General features: G+C 67.2%; 17 protein-coding genes (1 of these 17 only partly in view). 9 read left to right on the forward strand and 8 right to left on the reverse strand.

Annotation, left to right across the window (positions count from 1 at the left end; all coding sequences use genetic code 11):
* The 6 genes from GLA29479_RS22380 to GLA29479_RS22405 all read left to right on the forward strand — a co-directional run.
* Window positions 1-1,272, forward strand: partial view of an ammonium transporter gene (locus tag GLA29479_RS22380; protein WP_282955859.1) — the 3' portion only. Its footprint begins 12 nt before the window's first position; only the last 1,272 of its 1,284 coding nucleotides appear in the window; its start codon lies off the left edge, out of view; the stop codon is at window positions 1,270-1,272.
* Between the two features lie 412 nt (window positions 1,273-1,684).
* Window positions 1,685-2,536, forward strand: coding sequence for a helix-turn-helix domain-containing protein (locus GLA29479_RS22385; protein WP_057972893.1), 852 nt, complete (start codon window positions 1,685-1,687; stop codon window positions 2,534-2,536).
* Window positions 2,537-2,559: 23 nt separating this feature from the next.
* Window positions 2,560-2,919 carry a VOC family protein gene (locus GLA29479_RS22390; RefSeq protein ID WP_057972894.1) on the forward strand — a complete coding sequence of 120 codons (360 nt, stop codon included), beginning with the start codon at window positions 2,560-2,562 and terminating at the stop codon, window positions 2,917-2,919.
* 554 nt (window positions 2,920-3,473) lie between these two features.
* On the forward strand, window positions 3,474-4,856 hold the full coding sequence (locus GLA29479_RS22395; RefSeq protein WP_057972895.1) for a S8 family peptidase: 1,383 nt from the start codon (window positions 3,474-3,476) through the stop codon (window positions 4,854-4,856).
* A 502-nt stretch (window positions 4,857-5,358) separates the two neighbouring features.
* On the forward strand, window positions 5,359-8,037 hold the full coding sequence (locus tag GLA29479_RS22400; RefSeq protein ID WP_057973319.1) for a TonB-dependent receptor: 2,679 nt from the start codon (window positions 5,359-5,361) through the stop codon (window positions 8,035-8,037).
* Between the two features lie 237 nt (window positions 8,038-8,274).
* Complete coding sequence (locus GLA29479_RS22405) at window positions 8,275-9,837, forward strand: sodium/sugar symporter (protein WP_057972896.1); 1,563 nt, start codon at window positions 8,275-8,277, stop codon at window positions 9,835-9,837.
* 71 nt (window positions 9,838-9,908) lie between these two features.
* Here GLA29479_RS22405 and GLA29479_RS22410 read toward each other — a convergent pair whose 3' ends face one another.
* Window positions 9,909-10,934, reverse strand: a complete 1,026-nt coding sequence (locus tag GLA29479_RS22410) for a LacI family DNA-binding transcriptional regulator (RefSeq protein ID WP_057919500.1) — start codon at window positions 10,932-10,934, stop codon at window positions 9,909-9,911.
* 134 nt (window positions 10,935-11,068) lie between these two features.
* Between GLA29479_RS22410 and GLA29479_RS22415 the strand changes: the two genes are divergently transcribed.
* Together GLA29479_RS22415 and GLA29479_RS22420 are read left to right on the forward strand one after the other, a co-directional pair.
* Window positions 11,069-13,645, forward strand: a complete 2,577-nt coding sequence (locus GLA29479_RS22415; protein WP_082638915.1) for a glycoside hydrolase family 3 protein — start codon at window positions 11,069-11,071, stop codon at window positions 13,643-13,645.
* Window positions 13,646-13,769: 124 nt separating this feature from the next.
* The gene (locus GLA29479_RS22420) at window positions 13,770-14,348 is read left to right on the forward strand and encodes a response regulator transcription factor (RefSeq protein WP_057972897.1); all 579 of its coding nucleotides are present in this window, start codon (window positions 13,770-13,772) and stop codon (window positions 14,346-14,348) included.
* A gap of 805 nt (window positions 14,349-15,153) precedes the next feature.
* On the opposite strand, the gene GLA29479_RS22425 is transcribed toward GLA29479_RS22420, so the two are convergent.
* The 4 genes from GLA29479_RS22425 to GLA29479_RS22440 form a co-directional block, all read right to left on the reverse strand.
* Window positions 15,154-15,609, reverse strand: coding sequence for a copper chaperone PCu(A)C (locus GLA29479_RS22425; protein ID WP_057972898.1), 456 nt, complete (start codon window positions 15,607-15,609; stop codon window positions 15,154-15,156).
* 7 nt (window positions 15,610-15,616) lie between these two features.
* A complete protein-coding gene (locus tag GLA29479_RS22430) occupies window positions 15,617-16,258 on the reverse strand; it encodes an SCO family protein (RefSeq protein WP_248842777.1) in 642 nt (213 codons plus the stop codon).
* Between the two features lie 137 nt (window positions 16,259-16,395).
* Window positions 16,396-17,076, reverse strand: coding sequence for a hypothetical protein (locus GLA29479_RS22435; protein WP_057972899.1), 681 nt, complete (start codon window positions 17,074-17,076; stop codon window positions 16,396-16,398).
* Between the two features lie 109 nt (window positions 17,077-17,185).
* A complete protein-coding gene (locus GLA29479_RS22440; protein WP_057919496.1) occupies window positions 17,186-17,506 on the reverse strand; it encodes a hypothetical protein in 321 nt (106 codons plus the stop codon).
* 298 nt (window positions 17,507-17,804) lie between these two features.
* Here GLA29479_RS22440 and sctU point away from each other — a divergent pair, with 298 nt between their 5' ends.
* A complete protein-coding gene (gene sctU / locus GLA29479_RS22445; RefSeq protein ID WP_051885283.1) occupies window positions 17,805-18,914 on the forward strand; it encodes a type III secretion system export apparatus subunit SctU in 1,110 nt (369 codons plus the stop codon).
* Window positions 18,915-19,188: 274 nt separating this feature from the next.
* On the opposite strand, the gene sctT is transcribed toward sctU, so the two are convergent.
* From sctT to GLA29479_RS22460, 3 genes are all read right to left on the reverse strand, one after another.
* Entirely contained in the window at window positions 19,189-19,977 is a 789-nt protein-coding gene (gene sctT / locus GLA29479_RS22450) for a type III secretion system export apparatus subunit SctT (RefSeq protein WP_057972900.1), read from the reverse strand.
* A 31-nt stretch (window positions 19,978-20,008) separates the two neighbouring features.
* Window positions 20,009-20,275: a type III secretion system export apparatus subunit SctS gene (gene sctS, locus GLA29479_RS22455; RefSeq protein WP_031373468.1), complete on the reverse strand. Its 267-nt coding sequence runs from the start codon at window positions 20,273-20,275 to the stop codon at window positions 20,009-20,011.
* A 168-nt stretch (window positions 20,276-20,443) separates the two neighbouring features.
* On the reverse strand, window positions 20,444-20,842 hold the full coding sequence (locus tag GLA29479_RS22460; protein ID WP_081931210.1) for an EscR/YscR/HrcR family type III secretion system export apparatus protein: 399 nt from the start codon (window positions 20,840-20,842) through the stop codon (window positions 20,444-20,446).
* Window positions 20,843-20,928 lie beyond the last annotated feature (86 nt).

A 20,928-nucleotide genomic window follows, 5' to 3' on the forward strand; every position in this document is an offset into this window, starting at 1 on the left:
CACGCGCAGGAGGCCGCCGCCGCGGCCGCGCCCGTGGTCGACAAGGGCGATGTCGCCTGGATGCTGACCTCGACCCTGTTGGTGCTGCTGATGACCGTACCGGGCCTGGCCCTGTTCTACGGCGGCCTGGTGCGTTCCAAGAACGTGCTGTCGGTGCTGATGCAGGTATTGGCGGTGTTCTCGCTGATCGTGCTGCTGTGGGTGACCTACGGTTACTCGCTCGCCTTCGGCGGCGGCAACGCCTTCATCGGCACCTTCGACAAGCTGTTCCTCAAGGGCGTCGACAAGGCCTCGTTGGCGGCCACCTTCACTGCCGGCGTGTCCCTGCCGGAGTACGTCTTCATCGCCTTCCAGTCGACCTTCGCCGGCATCACCGGCGCGCTGATCGTCGGCGCCTTCGCCGAGCGCATCAAGTTCTCGGCGGTGCTGTTGTTCTCGGCGATCTGGTTCACCTTCGCCTATCTGCCGATCGCGCACATGGTCTGGTACGGGCCCGACGGTTATCTGTTCGCGAAGGGCGCGATCGACTTCGCCGGCGGCACGGTGGTGCACATCAACGCCGGTATCGCCGGCCTGGTCGGCGCCTACTTCGTCGGCAAGCGCGTAGGCTACGGGCGCGAGGCGATCAAGCCGCACAACGTCACCTTCACCATGATCGGCGCGTCGCTGCTGTGGGTGGGCTGGTTCGGCTTCAATGCCGGTTCCAACCTCGAAGCCACCGCCGGAGCGGCGCTGGCCTTCCTCAACACCTTGCTGGCGACGGCCGCGGCGGCGCTGGCCTGGAGCCTGGTCGAGAAGGTGATCAAGGGCAAGCCGTCGATGCTCGGCGGGGCTTCGGGCGTGGTCGCCGGCCTGGTCGCGATCACCCCGGCCTGCGGCACGGTCGGCCCGTTCGGCGCGATCGCGATCGGCGCGATCGCCGGCGCGGTGTGCGTGTGGGGCGTGCATGGCCTCAAGCGCCTGTTGCGCGCCGACGACGCGCTCGATGTGTTCGGCGTGCACGGCCTGGGCGGCATCATCGGCGCTTTGCTGACCGGCGTGTTCAGTTCGCCCGCGCTCGGCGGCTTCGGCCTCGGCGCCGGCAACGAGACCATCGCCCAGCAGGTCGGCGTGCAGGCCTTGAGCGTCGGCATCACGGTGGTCTGGTCGGGCGTGGTCTCGGTGATCGCCTTCGCGATCGTCAAGCTGCTGGTGGGCTTGCGCGTGCCGGAGGAATCCGAACGCGAAGGCCTCGACATCACCACTCATGGCGAGTCGGCTTACGAGAGCTGAGTGGGGGTAGGGGAGCGAGTAAATAGGAACTAGGAGCTAGGAACTAGTTAGGAGCTAGGAACTAGTAATGAGTGGGGTCTGCGGGTTGTTCGTCGCCTCGGTGGGGCGTGCTCTATAGCCGCGGCCCGCGGTTACTGCCAGACACTGAACCAGTTTCTCGTTCCCCTCCTCTCGCTCCTGCTGTCAGACGCCGCACAACCCCTCTCCCGTTCACGGGAGAGGGGTTGGGGTGAGGGCAGGGTGTGCAGAGAGTTTCCGATCCAGAGGGGCGGCGCGGACACAGCGCCCTCACCTAGGCCTCTCCCGCAAGCGGGAGAGGGATATACGACGCTTTACGAAGCAATCACGCCGCAGTTCGAAACGCATTTCGCGGCCATTGCCATCGCTTCCGCCCGGGACTAGCATCGGCGGCATGCAGATCATTCCGCTCAGCGAAGGCGCATCGCTCTGCGCGGTCGATTACCGCTGCGGCGCCGGTCCACAGGATGCGCCCTTCGTCGAGCGCCATCGCAGCCACTGCATCTCCTACGTGCGCCGCGGCAGCTTCGGTTATCGCGTGCGCGGCGAAGCCTACGAGCTGGTCGCCGGCAGTGTGCTGATCGGCCACGCCGGCGATGAGTTCCTGTGCACCCACGAGCATCACGGTTGCGGCGACGAATGCCTGTCGTTCCATCTGTCGCCCGAACTCGTCGACGAACTGGGCGCGCACAGCGCTCTGTGGCGCGCCGGCGGCGTGCCGCCCTTGCCGGAACTGATGGTCTGGGGCGAGCTCGCCCAGGCCGCGGCCGAGGGACGCAGCGATCTCGGTGTCGACGAGGTCGGCCTGCTGTTGGCCCGGCGTTGCGTCGATACGGTCGACGGCTCCACTCGCAAGCGTTTGCGGCCGCGCGCAGCCGACCGCCGTCGTGCGGTCGAGGCGGCGATGTGGCTGGACACGAATGCGCATCGCGCCGTCGGCCTCGACGACGGCGCGCGCATCGCCGGGCTCAGCGCCTTCCATTTCCTGCGCCTGTTCGCCGACGCGCTCGGCGTGACTCCGCATCAGTACCTGTTGCGCGCCCGCCTGCGCCGCGCCGCCTCCATGCTGGCCGACCCGCAGCGGGCGATCACCGAAGTGGCCTACGACAGCGGCTTCGCCGATCTGTCCAATTTCAGCCGCAGCTTCCACCGCGCCGCCGGCGTCTCGCCGCGCCGCTTCCGCCAGGCCGCGCGCGGCGACCGCAAGATTTTCCAAGAACGCATCGGCCAAGGCGTCGCAAGCTGAGCCCCCTACGAGGAGGTTCCGCCATGTACGACCACATCGGTTTGAAGGTGCGCGATCTTGCCGCCAGCCTGAAGTTCTACCGCGCCGCATTGAAGTCGCTCGGCCACGTCGTCGGCTCCAGCGACGACAGCGGCGCCGGGCTCGGCCCGAAGGATGCGCCGGCGTTGTGGCTGTATCCCGACGCCGATGCGCGTGGCGGCGCCCACGTCGCTTTCCGCGCCGAAAGCCGCGCCGCCGTCGACGGCTTCCACCGCGAAGGCATCAAGGCCGGCGGCCGCGACAACGGCGGCGCCGGTCTGCGCGAGGATTACGGCGCGGGCTATTACGCCGCCTTCCTGCTCGACCCGGACGGCCACAACGTCGAAGCCGTCTACATGGAGTAAGCCGGCGAGACGGTCATCGCCGCGCGGCGGATCGCTTGCGGCCTGATGCGGCATCGCTGATGCAGCAAGGTCGTCGACGCGTAAGTCGGGCGGCGACGCGACCGTGACCGGGCGGTCGATGCGCCGCGTCCGCGGCGCATGCGCTGCATTCCTGTCGGCGGATCGTCCGCTGCGCCTTGCCGCGCCACTCTCGGTTGTAACTTTCCAATGGCGAAAAAACCGCCAGGCGACGCCTTCACGCATGGCGTCGCAATCCGCGCGAGCTTACGCGAACCGCGTGCGCGCAAGCGACTCATTCAGCCAACGCGCGATGCCTGCGAGCGAATCCCGTATCCATCCGGCGGGTTCACGAATGCGGTGTGATGCAAATGCGTTTGCGCCTTGCGCGCGCGGCATGAGCGCCTAGGCTGCCTAGCGCGGACATAGCGCTGTGTCCGCTCCACGTCCGGACGCGCTCGCGCTAGGCAGCAGTCCCTCCAACCGTCGATCGCGAGAGAGAACCAGGACGGTTCCGCCGCATTGTGCGGCTTACGAAACCTCACGGGAGTTTCGCAATGTCTCAGCCATCAAAGTCCAAGCTTCGCCGGCATGCGCTGGCGGTCGCCACCGTATCCATCCTTCTCGCCGCGCCGGCCTTCGCCGCCGACCGCGTCAACCTCAGCAGCCTCGATCCCGACCGGCCGGTCGCCGGCTTCGTCGTCGCCTATAAGTCGGGTGCGCCGAAAGCCCTGGATTTCCAGCGCGAACTCAGCGCCGCCATCGGCACCCTGGGACAGAAGAACCTGACCATCAAGCACGCCGGCCCGGTCTCGACCGGCGCCGAACTGATCGAAGTCAGCCGACCGCTCGACGTGGTCGAAGCGACCACGCTGATGCAGCAGATCGCCGCCAACCCCGATGTCGAATACGTCGAACCGAACTCGATCTTCCAGCCGATCCTGACCCCGAACGATCCCAGCTATCCCTCGCAATACGGCCTGCACGGCGCCGCCGGCGGCATCCGCGCCAACACCGCCTGGGACAACGGCTATCAGGGCCAGGGCAAGATCATCGCGGTGATCGACACTGGCATCACCACCCATCCCGACCTCGCCGCCAACCTCACCACGCCGACCGGCTACGACTTCATCACCAACGTCACCACCGCCAACGACGGCAGTGCCCGCGACAGCAATCCGGCCGACCCGGGCGATTGGTGCGGCACCAATCCGTCGAGCTGGCACGGCACCCATGTCACCGGCATCGCCGCTGGGGTTACCAACAACCAGGTCGGCGTGGCCGGCACCGCGTTCCGTTCCAAGGTGTTGACCGCGCGCGCGCTCGGCAAGTGCGGCGGCACCCTGGTCGATATCGCCGACGCCATCACCTGGGCATCCGGCGGCACCGTCGTCGGCGTGCCCGCGGTCGGCGCCAACAAGGCCGTGGTCATCAACCTCAGCCTCGGCGGCGGCGGCACCTGCAGTTCGACTTTCCAGAACGCGATCAACGGCGCGGTGCAGCGCGGCGTGACCGTGGTGGTGGCGGCCGGCAACAGCAACGCCAACGCCGCCAACTTCCAACCGGCGAGCTGCCTCAACGTGATCACCGTCGGCGCCAGCACCTCGGCTGGCGGCAAGGCCAGCTTCTCGAACTGGGGCACCACCAGCGTGGTCGACGTGGCGGCGCCGGGCGTGGGCATCTTGTCCACGCTCAACACCGGCACGACCACGCCGGGCTCGCCGAGCTACGCGAACTACAACGGCACCTCGATGGCGGCGCCGTTCGTGGCCGGCGTGGTCGCGCTGATGCAGTCCAAGCCGGCGCCGGACGAAGTGCCGGCGGTGATCGAACGCCTGATCAAGGCCACCGCGCGTCCGTTCCCGGTCCCGCCGGTGCCGCCGCAGCTGATCGGTACCGGCATCGTCAACGCCGACGCGGCGACCGACGCGATGCCGTAATCGCATCTCTCGTGCAAGGCAATGCCAGGAACCCCGGCTTAGGCCGGGGTTCTTCGTTGGCGGGCCGGGTGGGCGAAGCCGCGTGCGATAGCGGACGCGGCGCGCGCACGCGTGATGCATTGCGCAAACCCGAGCGCATGCAGGGGCGAGCAATGTGCGGCGAGCTCAATCGACATGATTGCTCGCGACCTCGACTTTGGTCGCAGGCGGCGCGGCGCGGCGCGCGCGTTGAAAACGCTTACGCCTCGGTGAATACGCGTTGTGCGTGATCCGCATCACGCTCTCCTGGGGTCGTCGTCCTGGCCTCGCCGCGGCGATCGGTTGTGCGACGCAACCATGCTGCATCGCCGCATCCTGTCCGTAAGTTGACAGCGCTGTCATGGCCGCGCTACAAGCTTTCCGCATTGCCGCCGGCCTGTCGGACCGGCGCGCGCTCACACCACAGACAACACGATCGGCTCGCAGCCGGCCCCGGGGAGGGGATGTCCTGATGAACGTGCCTATGCACAAGCGTGTCCGCGGTTCGACCTTGAGTTTTGCGATCTTCGCCGCGCTTATGGCGAGCAATGCAGTCGCCCAGGACGCCACCGCGGACAGCGCGTCGGCACCGGCCGATGCGCAGCCCGCATCGGGCAAAGAGGCGACCGATCTGGATTCGGTGATCGTCACCGTCGAACGCCGCGAACAAAGCCTGCAGAAGTACGCCGGCACCGCGCAGGCGCTGTCGCAGGACGATCTGCGCGGACTGGGCATCAACAACGAACTGCGCCAGATGCAGGTCGCCGTGCCGGGTCTGAGCATCTCCAACCAGGAAGGCGCGACCGAAGTCTTCATCCGCGGCGTGGGTTCGTCCAACAACACCGAACTCGGCGACCCCGGCGCCGCGCCGCACGTCAACGGCGCCTACATTCCGCGCCCGCGCGGTCTCGGCGGCATGTTCTACGACCTCGAACGCGTCGAGATCAACAAGGGCCCGCAAGGCACCCTGCGCGGCCGCAACGCGCTCGCCGGCACCCTCAACATCGTCACCAAGAAGCCCGAGCTCGGCGGCCAGTTCAGTGGCTACGTGCAGGGCGAGGTCGGCAACCGCGACCAGAAGGGCTACGAGACCGCGCTCAATTTCCCGCTCGGCGAATACGCCGCGCTGCGCTTCGCCGGCTATCACGTCGAGAAGAACGCCGGCTTCAAGAACGTCGGCCTGTGGCAGCACCTCGACCCGGCCGGCATCCAGGACGACAGCGCCGGGCGCCTGTCGTTCCTCTACGAACCCGACGACAAGCTGTCGGTGTTCGCGATGCTCGACGTCGGCCGCGAACTCGGCACCGGCTATCCCGGCGCCGGCCTGTTCCGTGCCGCGCAGGAAGGCTATACCTCCGAAGACATCGACATGCGCGATGTCATCTACCGCGGCGTGCAGGGCAAGGTCGACAACAAACTGTGGGGTTTCCAGGGCACGGTCCGCTACGACTTCGGCGGCGTCGCCCTCGAGTACAACGGCAGCTACCGCGACGTCGATTATTTCCAGATCAACGCCGCCGCCGACGGCAATACCTGGCCCGGGCGCGACCTGCGCGCGCGTCCGCCGGGGGAGCCGGCGACCTGGGGCGGCATCGACTACGACAACTTCGGTACCAATTATCTGCAAGCGCGTTCGCAATCGCAGACTCACGAACTGCGCTTGTCGTCCGACGACGATGCTCGCTTCCGCTGGACCACCGGCGGTTTCTATTTCCATGAGAAACAGCAGGTCGGCTTCTTCGCCCTCGCCGACAAGGGCGCGTTCTACTCGGGCACCGAGTTCACCATGCCCGATGTCGACGGTAAGTCCTGGGCCGCGTTCGGCGACGGTACCTTCGACGTCAACGAGCGGCTGCGGGTGAAGGGCGGCGTGCGCTACACCGACGAGCGCAAGTCGCGCGACGGCATCGGCGGCAACTGGACCATCGGCCTCGGCGGCGACGGCGGCGTGTTCCAGACTCGTCTCGGCACCGAAGGCTTCATGCCGACCCTGCTCGACCGTCCTTCGTTCGACGTGACCGGCTTGACCAGCAACGCCGACCTCGCCCGTTTCCTGTTGCAGGGCGTGCTCCAGGCCGGTGCGCGCGACACCATGCAGCAACAGCTCGCCGGCATCGTCGACGGCAGCCGTCCGAACGGCACCTGCGTGGACCGCCCCGACACCGGCGGCAACAACGTCAACTGCCCGGCCAACGGCCAGCACAGCTTCCTCGTGCTCGGCGTGCCCTCGGCGCAGCACGGTTCCAGCGCGTTCGACTTCATCGATTGGCGCCTGGGCTTCGAGTACGACCTCAGCGACCGCAACCTGCTGTACGCGACCGTCTCCACCGGCCACAAGGCCGGCGGTTTCAACGACAGCTTCGACGTCAACGTGATTCCGGAAACCTACAAGCCGGAGAAGCTGACCGCGTTCGAGATCGGCTCGAAGAATTCCTTCGAGTTCCTCGGCCGCACCTCGACCTTCAACGTCAGCGGCTTCTATTACGACTACGACGATCAGGTCTTCCAGGACCTCAGCGTGATCGCCTTCAACCCCGACGGCGAGGCGACCGGTTTCGCGCTGGTCAACCGCAATGTCGGCAAGTCCGAGTTGTACGGCATCGAAGCCGAGAGCCGCCTGCGCTTCGGCGGCGGTTTCACCCTCGACCTCAACGCGCTGTACCTGCAGACCGAGATCAAGGAAGGCATGGTCGCCGACGTGCGCAGCCAGGACTTCGGCAACGGCGGCATCACCTCGCAGATCGATCTCTCCGGCAACGACCTGCCGCTGTCGTCCAAGTACACCTTCAATGCGCGCCTGCAGCAGGCGATCGAGTTCTCGCGCGGCACCTTCGATTGGCAGGTGCTGGCTGCGTATCGCTCGTCGTTCTTCCTGACCCAGTACAACGACCGCGACGTGATCTTCTTGCGCGACACCGCCGGCACCGTCGATCGAATCGAGGACTCGGCCACCGCGGGCTTCCCCGACGAGCAGAAGGGCTTCACCCAGATCAACGCCGGCGCCGGTTTCACCACGCTCGACGGCGCCTGGCGGGTCGAGGTTTGGGGCAGCAACCTGACCAACAAGGACGTGTCGCAGAAGGCTCTGGTCGGTTCCGGCGTCAACACGCGCTTCCTGAACGATGCGCGCAGCTACGGCGTGCGGGTGCGCTGGAACTTCTGATGGCGGTCGCACGGCGTCCCAAGCCCCTCCCGCCGCCACGACACGCCACGTCGTGCAGGCGGGGCGGGGCGAGAATCCGGAAGCGGCAGCGCCATCCTTCCGCCGTCGCACGACCTCTCGCGCAGCACACTTAGCCACTGCAATCGAATTCATCGATGAACAGCGGCCGCGACCATGGCCGTGTCGGACGGCAGCGCGTAGAACGGCGAAGACACCGCCCCGGATCGACAGGACCGCATGAAACTTTCGCCGCTCGACACCCTCATCGTCCTGGTCTACCTGGCCGGCGTTTTCGCTCTCGCGCAGTGGGTCTCGCGCGAGAAACCCGGCCACGAGAAAACCGCGAAGGACTACTTTCTCGCCAGCAAGGCGTTGCCGTGGTGGGCGATCGGCGCGTCCCTGATCGCCGCCAACATCTCCGCCGAGCAGATCATCGGCATGTCCGGGTCCGGCTATGCGCTCGGCCTGGCGATCGCCTCTTATGAGTGGATGGCGGCCGCGACCTTGCTGGTGGTCGGCAAGTTCTTCCTGCCGATCTTCCTGCGCAACGGCATCTACACCATGCCGCAGTTCCTCGAGGAGCGTTACGGCACCCGCATCCGCACCCTGATGGCGGTGTTCTGGCTCGGCCTGTACGTGTTCGTCAACCTCACCTCGATCCTGTGGCTCGGCTCGCTGGCGATCGTGCAGGTGACCGGCATGGACCAGATGCTGGCGCTGAGTCTGCTCGGCGGTTTCGCCCTGGCCTATCAGTTGTACGGCGGGCTCAAGGCGGTCGCGTTGACCGACATCGTGCAGGTGTCGTTGCTGGTGCTCGGCGGCCTGCTGGTCGCCGGCCTGACCCTGAGCAAGATCGGCGACGGCGCCGGTATCGTCGCCGGCTTCAAGACGTTGTGGGCGACGCACCCGGAGCACTTCAAGATGATCCTGCCGCCGGACAGCCCCTTCTACAAGGATCTGCCCGGCATCGGCGTGCTGGTCGGCGGCCTGTGGGTCGCGCACGTCAGCTACTGGGGCTTCAACCAGTACATCATCCAGCGCGCCCTGGCCGCCAAGGACCTGCGCGAGGCGCAGAAGGGCATCGTGTTCGCGGCGATCCTGAAGCTGGTGCTGCCGATCATCGTGGTGCTGCCGGGCATCGCCGCGGTGATGCTGGCGCCGGGCCTGGAACGCAACGACGACGCTTACCCGGCGATGATGGCGCTACTGCCGACCGGCGCACTGGGCCTGGTGTTCGCGGCCCTGATCGCGGCGATCGTGGCCTCGCTGGCGTCGAAGATCAATTCGGTCGCGACCATCTTCACCCTCGACTTCTACGCCAAGCATCGCCCGGATGCCCCGGAGCGCAAGCTAGTGCGGATCGGACGCATCACCGCGGCGGTGTCGATCGTGATCGGCATCCTGACTGCGCGGCCGCTGCTCGGCAGCTTCGACCAGGGCTTCCAGTACATCCAGGAGTACACCGGCTTTTTCACTCCGGGCATCGTGGTGATTTTCGTGCTCGGCCTGTTCTGGAAGCGCGCCAACGAAGCCGGCGCGCTCGCCGCGGCGGTGGGCTCGCTGGCGCTGTCGATCGTGCTCAAGCAAGTCTGGCCGGAGCTGCCGTTCGTCAACCGCGTCGGCGTGGTGTTCGTGCTGGCGGCGATCCTGGCGGTCGCGGTGTCGCTGTTGACACCGTCCGGCGCCGGCCGCGACCGCATCCACACCGACGGCGTGAGCTATGCCACCGCGCCTTCGTTCAACATCGCCGCGATCGCCGTGCTGGCGATCCTGGTCGCGCTGTACACGCTGTTCTGGTGAGCGTGCGCGCGCGAGCCCGGCGGGCGCCGCGCGCCGCGCATACCGCCTTGGCGCATCGCCCGCGCGCTGCTTCAGCGCCGGCGCGTGCGGCCCTTGCCGATCGGGCCGGTCGACTGGCGCAACTGCAACTCGTAGCCGGCGGTGATCATCTGGCCACCGTCGGGCGCCTTGATCCGCTTGAACAGCTCGTGGGTCGCCAGGCGGCCCATCTCGCGGGTCGGCTGGCGCACCGTGGTCAGCGGCGGATAGATCTGGCGCGCGATCGGCGTGTCGTCGAAGCCGCACACCGACACGTCGCCGGGAATCGACAAGCCCATTTCGCTGGCGGTGCGGATGGTGCCGGCGGCCATGTCGTCGTTGGCGGCGAAGATCGCGGTCGGCCGGTCGGCCATCAACAACAGGCGCTGGGCGCAGATCGCGCCGGTGTCGTAGTGGAAATCGCCGTCGATCACCAGCTCCGGATCGTAGGCGATGCCGGCCGCGGCGAGCCCATCGCGATAACCGTTCAAGCGCCATTGGCTGGCGCCGTGTTCGGGATGGCCCTTGATGTGGGCGATGCGGCGATGCCCCAGCGAGACCAGGTGGGCCATCATCTCGCGTACCGCGCGCTCCTCGTCGAGGACCACGCCGATGCGGCCGCCGCGCAGCTTCGGCGAAATGTTGGCATAGGGAATGCCGAGCTGGCCGAGGCGCTTCATCAGCCCGGGGTGATCGGTCAGCGGCGGCGTCAGCACCAGGCCGTCGGCGCGCGAGTGCTGGATGATCTCGTCGACGTGGGCGAGGAACTTGCGTTCGCCGTAGGTCACCGGCGCCAGCATCAGGTTGTAGTGATGGGCGATGCAGGCATCGAGCATGCCGGCCTGCACTTCCATCAGATAGTTGCTCGACGGGTTGTCGTAGAGCAGCGCGACCAGGAACGAACGCTGGCCGGCGAGGCTGCGTGCGGAGGGGTTCGGGCGGTACTGCAACTTGCGCGCGGCGGCTTCGACGCGCTTGCGCGTCTCCTCGCTCACGTTCGGTTCCTGGTTGAGTACGCGCGAGACGGTCTTCATCGACACGCCCGCCGCTTCCGCTACATCTTCGATGCGTACTCGCATGACCGGTCGTTTCCCTTGCCGCGTGTTCTGCGCATTTTGCCAGAATGCGCGCCGAATACTCATCTATTGCGCGCGACGACGACGAACGGATCCGCAGATCGCGCCTTATCGTATCGCCCCAACAGGAGTGAACCATGAATGCATCGACGAGCGAACGCGTTCGCGCCGCGGTTCCATCGATCCAAGTGTGCCGCTGGCGGCTGTGTGCGCTCGCCCTGGCCTTGCTGCCGGCGATGGGCGCCGCGGCCGACGGCGCGGCCACGATCGACCCGGCCCATTGGCCGGCGCTGAAGGCGCCGTTGCCGCGCGACGAGGCGCTGGAGCGGCGCATCGCCGAGCTGATGGCGAAGATGAGCGTGGAGGAGAAGGTCGGCCAGATCGTCCAGGCCGACATCAACAGCGCCACGCCCGAAGATGTGCGCAAGTACCACCTGGGCTCGGTACTGGCCGGCGGCAACTCCGAACCCGGCGGCATGTCCGAGCCCGGCGGGCGCTACGACGCACCGCCGCAGGAGTGGTTGGACATCGCCGACCGTTTCTATGCGGCATCGATGGACCCCAGCGACGGCAAAGTCGCGATCCCGATCCTGTTCGGCATCGACGCGGTGCACGGCCATAACAATCTGATCGGCGCGACCTTGTTCCCGCACAACATCGGCTTGGGCGCGACCCGCAACCCCGAGCTGATCCGGCGCATCGGCGAAGCCACCGCGGCGGAAGTGCGCGCGACCGGCATGGAGTGGACCTTCGCGCCGACCCTGACGGTGCCGCGCGACGATCGCTGGGGCCGCACCTACGAAGGCTATTCGGAAGACCCGCGGGTGGTCGCCAGCTATGCCGCGGCGGCGATCGAAGGCCTGCAGGGCAAGCTCGGCACGAAACAGTTCCTCGACGGCGCGCACGTGATCGCCACCGCCAAGCATTTCCTCGCCGACGGCGGCACTTTCGAGGGCCGCGACCAGGGCGATGCGCGCATCGGCGAGGTCGAACTGCGCGACGTGCACGGCGCCGGTTATCCGCCCGCGCTGGAGGCCGGCGCGCAGACGGTGATGGCCTCGTTCTCGAGCTGGCAGGGCCAGAAGATGCACGGCAACCGCGAGTTGCTGACCCAGGTGTTGAAGCAGCGCATGGGCTTCGACGGCTTCGTGGTCGGCGACTGGAACGCGCACGGGCAGCTGACCGGTTGCAGCAACGACAATTGCGCGGCGGCGTTCAACGCCGGCGTCGACATGTTGATGGCGCCCGACAGCTGGCGCGGCTATTACGACAACGCGCTCAAGCAAGTGCGCAGCGGCGAGATCGCGATGGCGCGGCTCGACGATGCGGTGGCGCGCATCCTGCGGGTCAAACTGCGTCTGGGCCTGTTCGAAGCCGGCACCCCGTCCAAGCGCCCGCTCGGCGGCAAGTTCGAGGTGCTGGGCAGCCCCGCGCATCGCGCGGTCGCGCGGCAGGCGGTGCGCGAGTCGCTGGTGTTGCTGAAGAACCAGGGCGGCCTGCTGCCGTTGCGGCCGCGGCAACGCATCCTGGTCGCCGGCGACGGCGCCGACAACATCGCCAAACAATCCGGCGGCTGGACCCTGAACTGGCAGGGCACCGGCCTGAAGCCAGGCGATTTCCCGAATGCGCAATCGATCTGGTCGGGTCTGCGCGAGCGCATCCAGGCCGCGGGCGGCCAGGCCGAACTCGCCGTCGACGGCCAGTACAAGAGCAAGCCCGACGTCGCCATCGTGATCTACGGCGAGGACCCGTATGCCGAATTCCAGGGCGACCTGCGCACGCTCGCGTTCCGGCCGACCCGTAATCCCGAACTCGACCTGATCAAGCGCCTGAAGTCGCAGGGCATCGCCGTGGTCAGCGTGCTGCTGTCGGGCCGGCCGCTGTGGGTCAATCGCGAGATCAACGCCTCCGATGCCTTCGTCGCGGCGTGGTTGCCGGGTTCGGAAGGCGGCGGCATCGCCGATGTGCTGCTACGCGACGGCCAGGGCGGCATCGTCCACGACTTCAAGGGCAAGCTGCCTTATTCGTGGCCGAAGACCGCGGTGCAGGTGGCCAACGTGGGCGACAAGGACTATGCGCCGCAGTTCGCCTTCGGTTATGGCCTCAGCTATGCCCGCGGCGGCGAGGTCGCGGCCTTGTCGGAAGACCCGGGCACGGCCGATCTCGACCAGCGTTCGATGCAGTTCCTCGGTCGCGGGGCCCTGCCGCGGGCCTGGCGTCTGCGGGTCAGTGCGCAGGGCCGGCACAGCGAGGCGATCAAGCCGCCGTTGGCCACGGAGAATCGCGCATTGGCGATCGCCGCGGTCGACTACAAGGCGCAGGAGGACGCCTGGCGCCTGCAGTGGAACGGCGATGCGAAGGTGGAGTGGATCGCCGACACCCCGGTCGAGCTGGTGCGCGAGACCAACGGCGACGTGCAGTTGCTGATCGACCTCAAGGTCGACGCGGTCGGCGCAGGCGAGGCGAATCTGATCGCCGGGTGCGGGCCGAAGTGCGAATCCAGGGTGCCGTTCGGCGACACCTTGCGCGGCCTGCCGCGCGGCCAATGGCTGCGTATCGGCGTGCCCCTGAAATGCGTGCGTGCCGGCGGCGCCGACATGGCCAAGCTCGACGTGCCGTTCGGCCTGCAGGCCTCGGCCGGGACGACGATCACCCTGCACGAAGTGGCCTACGGCACCGATGCCGACCGGGTCGCGGACTGCAAGCGCCAGTGAACTTCGGCCCCTCTCCCGTTCGCGGGAGAGGGGTTGGGGTGAGGGCTTCACCACACCCTGGACAGTTTGTCCTGTGGCAGTTTGCCGCAGGCCCGCCGCGCGGGCATCGACTAGGATGCCGCGCATGAACGCATCGAGCAGTGCACGTCCGCTCCTCAGCGGCCTGATCGTCGACGACGACCTGGCCTATGCCGCGACCCTGCAGCGCAGCCTGGGCCGCCGCGGCGTCGAAACCCGCACCGCGGCAAGCATCGCCGAAACCCTGGAACTGGCCTTGCGGCAGGTGCCGGCGTTCGCCCTGATCGACCTCAAGCTGGGCCACGAATCCGGCCTGCAACTGATCCGGCCGCTGCGCGAGCTGCGCGCCGACATGCGCATCGTGCTGGTGACCGGCTACGCCAGCGTCGCCACCGCGGTCGACGCGATCAAGCGCGGCGCCGACGACTATCTGCCCAAACCGGCGAGCATCTCCAACATCCTCGCCGTGCTCGGCCTGGAATCGCACGACACGCCCCTGGTGTTGCCCGCGCCCGAGACGATGATGCCGCTGCGGCGGATGGAGTGGGAGCACATCCAGCAGGCCCTGACCGACACCGGCGGCAACATCTCCGCCACCGCGCGTCTGCTCGGGATGCACCGGCGTTCCCTACAGCGCAAGCTCGGCAAGCGACCGGGGCCGGAGCGCGGGTTGATCGGGTTTTGAGGGGGCCAGCGCCGCAAAGGGGTAGGAGCGGCGCGAGCCGCGACCGCGCTCTTGCGGTCTCGCGGCGCATCGCTCAAGCAAGATCCAGATCAAGATCAAACGCCAAAAGCTTCCGCCACTAAAGCGGCGGGTTACTTTCTTTTGTCATAAGCAACAAAAGAAAGGTAACCAAAGAAAAATGCTTCTTTTTGAATCACCAGCCCGCACGAGCGGTGCATACGCAGGGATTTTTCATACGGGACATCCCTGTCCCGATGAAAAACGGCCCGCATCCCTGCGGGCCGCCCTCCGGGTCTTCGATGGCCTTCGCTAGTGCGGATCGGCGCACGGCAACGGCAACACCGACGCTGCTTCGGGGTAGGAGCGGCGCAAGCCGCGACCGTGTTCGTTCAGTGGCCATCGTCGGCCGGGATAGGCGCCTATGTCTCAACTGCGGCGCCGTTGCCGTTGCTAAGATTTTGATCTGCTTTTGCCGCTCTACCGGTCAAGTGGAGACCCGGAGGGCGCCGCACAGGACGTGCGGCGTTTTCCGATAAGACAGGGACGTCTTATCGGAAAATCCCGGCGCGGGTAACGTACTCGCAGGGGAGCTTCGTCAAGGAAGGCCTTTTCTTTGGTTAGCTTTGACCGAAGGGAATCCAGACGGACTTTTGGGCCAGCAAAAGAAAGTAACCCGGCCGCGTCAGCGGACGGAAGCTTTGCTATTGATGTTGCTTCATCGCTCTGCGGCAAGAAACGCCGCCACGGTGAGCAGCGCGGTCGCGGCTCGCGCCGCTCCTACCCTTTGTTGCATGCAACCGTGCGGCTACGGCGCACCCGCGCCCAAGGCCCGCACTTCGGCCTGCACGGTGCGCTCGTCACGCCGCCCGGCCGCATCCTCGAACACCAAGGTCAGCGGCACCGACTCGCCGGCGCTGAGCGGCCGCCTCAGCCCGATCAGCATGATGTGATACCCGCCCGGCGCGAGCGCGACGGTGCGGCCGCGCGGCAACGCCACCGACGGTATCTGGCGCATGCGCATCATCTGCCCCTGCATCGCCATCTCGTGGACTTCGGTGGCCGCGGCGACGTCCGAACGCGCCGCGACCAGGCGCAGATCGGCGCGGGCGGTGAGGCGCATGAAGGCGCCGGTGGCCTGTTGCTGCGGCACGCTCGCGCGTACCCACGGCGATTCGATCGCGACCTGCGGCGGTTGCGCTACCGCGTTCGCGTTCAGCAGCAGACCCGCCGCGATGGCGGTAAGGAAACGGATCGAAGTCATGGCGCTCTCAGAGAATCTGGCGGAGGTCGTGCACGCAGTCCTGCGCGCTCTGTTCGTGGCGCAGCGCCAGGCGGATCGCGCCGCCAGCGTCGAAGACATAGCTCAGCGCGGAATGGTCGATGGTGTAGGACGCGCCGGTCGGCACCTTGGCGTAGACCACACGGAAGGCCTTGGCGGTCTGCGCGGTGCGCTCGGGATCGCCGTACAGGCCGAGGAAGCTGGGGTCGAAGGCCTGGGTGTAGGCCTGCAGCACCTTCGGCGTGTCGCGTTCGGGATCGACGGTAATGAATATCACCTGCAGCCGTTCGGCGTCCGCGCCGAGCAGCTTGCGGATCTGCACCGCGCGGGTCAGCGTGGTCGGGCAGACATCGGGGCATTGGGTGAAGCCGAAGAACACCATCGCCAGCTTGCCGCGGAAGTCGGCGAGCGAGCGTTCGCGGCCCTGCGGGTCGAGCAGATGGAAGTCCTTGGCGAAATCGCGACCGCTCAGGTTGATGCCGTGCACGGACAACGGTCTGGGACCGCCGCAGGCCGAAAGCACGCCGCCGCAGGCTGAAACCAGGCCTGCGGCCGCGACGCCGCCGAGCAGGCGACGGCGCTCGGGCGAATGCGCCGGCGCAGAGGTTGAGAGCAACTGGCGTTCGAACACGATCCACCCCGTCGAAACCGAAGGCGGACATTGCAGCACCGCCGCGGCGCGGGCGGATGTGGTCGAGTGTCGCAGCGCTGCGCCAACCGATGCGTCGTCGTCACCGTCGCGCGGCGGGCCGAGCGGACCTCTCGCGATTACAGGTCGCGCACGACCCAACCGCTCGGGTGCGAGGTCTCGTCGGCGGCGAGCGCGGCCTGGGCCACGGCATCGGGCGACTGACCGGCGCGCCAGGCCGAGGCGATCGCGGCGAGGCGGTCGCGGGTGGCGCGGGTGTAGGCGCCTTCGAGTTCGTTCTGAGCGTCGGCGGCGAGTTTCTGCGGATACAAGGTGCGTGCGTCTTCGCTGCGGTTGAGCAGGGCGATCAGGCGCGACAGCGCAGTGCGGAAGGTCGCCGCGCCGAGCGCGGTGCGCTGGGTGCGTTGCAGATGCCAGACGGTGAGGTATTCGACCGGACCGAGCAAACGCCGCGGCGTCGCGCCGAAGAAATGCCCGGACAACGAGCTGACCGCGACCGGCCCGGTCGAATCGGGCAGGCGCGTGGCGCCCCAGGAACTCAGCGCGCCGCCGGGCAAGTCCATGCGCCGCAAAGCCGTGCCGAAGGTGTCAGCGATCAGGCGCTGCGCGCGCGCATCGTCGCTTTCGGCGATGACCCCGAGCAAACGGATGAATAAGGGATAGCGGTCCTCGCCCAGGCGGCGCACGACGCGCTTGAGCACGGTCAGGCGGTACTCGGGGTCGCTGTGCGCGGCGAGCGCGGAGACCAAGCGGTCGGCGCCGGCGCGCAGGGCTTCGGGAGTGGGGGTGGCTTCGGTCACGGCAAGGCGTCGGTCGCGGCGTGCCGCGGCAAGCGCGGCGATCGGACAGGAGGGAGGGCTAGCCTAGCCTAGGCCGATGCGCTGCGGCGTCGAGTGCCGCCGGCGATGCTCAGCTCAGGGAATCGAGGACGGCGTCGGCGCCGTGGTCGGCGGCCGAGGACAGGTCCATCTGGCCGAGCTGGTGCTCGAAGCCCGGGTCGCCGGCAAGCAGGCGCTCGCCGGGCGGAACCTCGCTCCAGGCGTCGGCATTGAGCACGTCCTCGCCCTGGTCGACCGCGGGCGGCGCGTAGGCAGGGACGGTCTCGGCGACCTGGGGGGCGTGCTGGATCTGCTCTTGCGGGGTCGGCTCGCGTCCGCGCAGGTTCTCGAGCGCAGCTTGCCCGTCGAGGCTGCTGCGGTCGATACGCGGGTCGTTGCCGATCGTGCTCATGCGGGGCAGGTTACGGGTGAAGTCGGGGGGATGGGCGAAATGTAGCGCTGGGGGCCGAAGTGGCCAACTCGGGATGACCCTAGGTGGTGGTCGGGCCGTTCATCCCCCGCGCCTGCGGCGGCCGCTCCGGGTAGGCCGGGGGGCGCGCCAGGCCTGGCTGAGGGCGTGCGGAGCGGCGCTGGCAGCGCAGCGAGCGCCGCACCGCGGCATGTATCGAGTTCGCATTTGGCGTGTGCCGGCACGACCGTTTTCGCAGGCCCGTGCTAGCCTCGACCCCCTCTCGCTGGAAGGGCCGCGCATGGGGAAGGACCAGGGCGCCGACAAGACCGAACCGCCTACCCAAAAACGGATCCGGGACGCCCGCAAACAGGGCAACGTCGCCAAGAGCAAGGAGCTGACCAGCACCGTGCTGGTGCTCGGCTGGGTGGTGTGCGGCTGGATGATGCTCGACTTCATGCGGATGAAGCTGATCCGCCTGTTCGAGACCAGCCTGAAGGCGATCAACCAACCCTTCGGCGATGCCCTGCGCGAGGTCGGCTCGACCGCCTTCGACACCTTGCTGTGGCTGTCGCTGCCGCTGCTGGCGACGGCGGTGTTCCTCGGCGTGATCATCGAGTTCCTGCAGATCGGCCCGATCCTGACCCTGGACAAGCTCAAGCCCAACCTGGAGAAGCTGAACCCGGCCGACGGCGTCAAGAAAATGTTCTCGATGGACAACCTGGTCGAGCTGGTCAAGTCGGTGATCAAGAGCGCGGCGCTGATCGGCATCGGCATGTTCGTGCTCTACAAGATGCTGGCCCAGCTGATGTTGCTGCCGTACGCGCCGCCCGCGGCGATGGGCGCGGGCATCTGGCACGGCCTGATCCGGATCGGCATCTGGACCATCTTCGTGTTCTTCTTCGTCTCCGCCATCGACGTGTGGTACCAGAAGTTCGCCTACACCAAGCAACTGCGCATGAGCCGCCGCGACATCCAACAGGAGGTCAAGGAGAACGAGGGCGACCCGCACGTGAAGAGCCGGCGCCGGCAGTTGCATCAGGAGTGGTCGCAGCAGAACATGCTCAATGCCGTCCGCCAGTCGAATGTCGTCGTGACCAACCCCACCCACATCGCCATCGCCCTGCAGTACGAACACGGCGTCACCGACCTGCCGGTGGTGGTGGCCAAGGGCGAGGGCTACATGGCCGAGCAGATCAAGCGCACCGCGGCCGAGGCCGGGGTGCCGATCCTGCAGAACGTCGAACTGGCGCGCGGCCTGCACGAACACGTGGCGCTGGACGACTACATCGGCAACGAGTTCTTCGAGGCCGTGGCCGAAGTGCTGCACTGGGCCGAGAGCGTGCGCCGCTTGCGCGACGGCGACGACAGCGAGATGGAGCTGCCGCCGCCGCTCGACGAGCCGCGCTGAGGGCAAGAGCAAATCCCCTCTAGGGGCTCGTTTGCTTCCTAAGACCCTTGTCAAAGGAGGCAACAGCAGGGGCTCGGATTGTCGTCACCGGCGTGGAGCCGTGTATCGGCTTACCTATGCCACGCATCCTTCCCGCGTTGCCCCACACACGCCGCTCCCCTGCGCACCCACACGCCGTTCCCCCTTTGCAGAGGGGGGCGGGGGGATTTGCTTTTGCTTTTGCTTGGAACGGCGCAACCACCGGCGGCAACAAACGAAGCGGCGGCAGCGCCGCTCAGGCCGTAAACACCCGGTTCAAGGCCTCGAGCAAACCGCGGTTGTCGTTGAGCCGGTCGAGCACGATTTCCACGTACACGCCGAGCATCAGCAGGATGATCCAGGTCGCCAGCCAGGCCTTGATCGGCATGGTGATGGTGAACACGTTGAGCTGCGGGGCGAAGCGGTTGACCAGGCCGAAGGTCAGGTCGATCAGCAGCAACACCACCATCGCCGGCGCCGCGAGCACCAGCAAGGCGGTCATCAGATAACTGAACTGGCCGACGAACAGCTCCATGCCGACCGCATGCAGGGTCGGGAAGTAGGACGTCACCGGCCACATCGCATAGCTCGACAGCAGCAGGTCGAGGAACACCAGGAACGCGCCGCTGGCCATGAACAGCCAGGCCGCGAACTGCGACAGGAAGCTGCCGTGCAGCGAGGCCTGGTGGCCCTGGATCGGGTCGAACACCTGCGCCAGGGTCATGCCGACCTGGGTGTCGATGATGTTGCCGGCGGCGCTGATCGCCCAGAACACCATGCCGAAGCAGAAGCCGATCGAGATGCCGATGAACAGCTCTTTGAGGATGATCGGCGCCCAGTCGACGGCGCCGAGCGAGTGCAGGGGCACGCCGTTCACCGCCACCGGGATCGCGATGATGCCCAGGCTGACCATGAAGCTGTTGCGCACCAGCGGCGGCATGTTCTCCGAGGTCAGCAGCGGCAGCATCATGAATGCACCGATCACGCGCGGCAGCACCAGGCCCAACGCGAGCATCAGGTCGGTGACGGAATCGAAGCTGATCATGCGCCGGTCGCGCGGGGCTCACCGGCGCGCATCAATGCCGGACCATGCCCGGGAAGTCGATGAAGATGCGGTCGGCGAAGGTGTACAGGGTGCCGCCGATCATCGAAGCGGTGACGAACAAGGTCACCACGATCACGGTGAATTTGATCGCGTAGGCGAAGGTCTGTTCCTGCAACTGGGTGGCGGCCTGGATGAAGGCCACGACCAGGCCGACCACGGCCGCGGCGACCACCGGCGGACCCGACAGCAGCAGCGTCAGCCACAGCGCCTGTTTGGTCAGTTCGAGCATGTCGCCCATAAGAGTCGGGATTCGCTTTAGGGATTCGGGAAGGGAAATTCGAGAATCGGGAATGGGGAATAGGGAATCGGATAGGCAAAGGCGTCAGAGCGGGAAGGCGATCCAGACACGCGGCAGGGCCGCTGTTTCGATTCCCGATTTTCCATTCCCGATTCCCGGTTCCCGTCGCTAGCCGCCGTAAGTCAACACCAGGCCATGCACGAGCTTGGCCCAGCCGCCGATCAGCACGAACAGCAGCAGCTTGAACGGCAGCGACACGGTGGTCGGCGACAGCATCATCATGCCGAGCGACAACAGGATGTTGGACACGACCAGGTCGATGATCAGGAACGGCAGGAAGATCAGGAAGCCGATCTGGAAGGCGGCGGTGAGTTCGCTGACGGTGAAGGCCGGAATCACCACGATGAAGTCGTTGACCGAGATGTCGCCGCGCGAGGCCGGCGGCAGCAGGCGCTGTGCGCTGCGTAAAAAGAATGCGCGCTCGGCGTCGCTGGAATGCTTGATCAGGAAGCCGCGCAAGGGCTCCTTGCCGGCATCCATCATCGCCAGCAGGCGCGCGGTGTCCATCTTGCCGCCGCCGCCGAGCAAAGGAGCCGCCGGTTTCTTCGCCGCGCCCGCGGCTGCGGTCGCGGCCGCCGCGGGTGCAGGTGCCG

Origin of the sequence: Lysobacter antibioticus (genome assembly GCF_001442535.1) — a bacterium.
In the GTDB taxonomy this organism is placed as follows: Bacteria; Pseudomonadota; Gammaproteobacteria; order Xanthomonadales; family Xanthomonadaceae; genus Lysobacter; species Lysobacter antibioticus.

Bases quoted from the DNA above. Each gene is read 5' to 3' on its own strand.
- GLA29479_RS22385 (WP_057972893.1), top strand. From the start codon at position 1,685: ATGCAGATCATTCCGCTCAGCGAAGGCGCATCGCTCTGCGCGGTCGAT.
- GLA29479_RS22390 (WP_057972894.1), top strand. From the start codon at position 2,560: ATGTACGACCACATCGGTTTGAAGGTGCGCGATCTTGCCGCCAGCCTG.
- GLA29479_RS22395 (WP_057972895.1), top strand. From the start codon at position 3,474: ATGTCTCAGCCATCAAAGTCCAAGCTTCGCCGGCATGCGCTGGCGGTC.
- GLA29479_RS22400 (WP_057973319.1), top strand. From the start codon at position 5,359: ATGCACAAGCGTGTCCGCGGTTCGACCTTGAGTTTTGCGATCTTCGCC.
- GLA29479_RS22405 (WP_057972896.1), top strand. From the start codon at position 8,275: ATGAAACTTTCGCCGCTCGACACCCTCATCGTCCTGGTCTACCTGGCC.
- GLA29479_RS22410 (WP_057919500.1), bottom strand. From the start codon at position 10,934: ATGCGAGTACGCATCGAAGATGTAGCGGAAGCGGCGGGCGTGTCGATG.
- GLA29479_RS22415 (WP_082638915.1), top strand. From the start codon at position 11,069: ATGAATGCATCGACGAGCGAACGCGTTCGCGCCGCGGTTCCATCGATC.
- GLA29479_RS22420 (WP_057972897.1), top strand. From the start codon at position 13,770: ATGAACGCATCGAGCAGTGCACGTCCGCTCCTCAGCGGCCTGATCGTC.
- GLA29479_RS22425 (WP_057972898.1), bottom strand. From the start codon at position 15,609: ATGACTTCGATCCGTTTCCTTACCGCCATCGCGGCGGGTCTGCTGCTG.
- GLA29479_RS22440 (WP_057919496.1), bottom strand. From the start codon at position 17,506: ATGAGCACGATCGGCAACGACCCGCGTATCGACCGCAGCAGCCTCGAC.
- sctU (WP_051885283.1), top strand. From the start codon at position 17,805: ATGGGGAAGGACCAGGGCGCCGACAAGACCGAACCGCCTACCCAAAAA.
- sctT (WP_057972900.1), bottom strand. From the start codon at position 19,977: ATGATCAGCTTCGATTCCGTCACCGACCTGATGCTCGCGTTGGGCCTG.
- sctS (WP_031373468.1), bottom strand. From the start codon at position 20,275: ATGGGCGACATGCTCGAACTGACCAAACAGGCGCTGTGGCTGACGCTG.
- GLA29479_RS22460 (WP_081931210.1), bottom strand. From the start codon at position 20,842: ATGGACACCGCGCGCCTGCTGGCGATGATGGATGCCGGCAAGGAGCCC.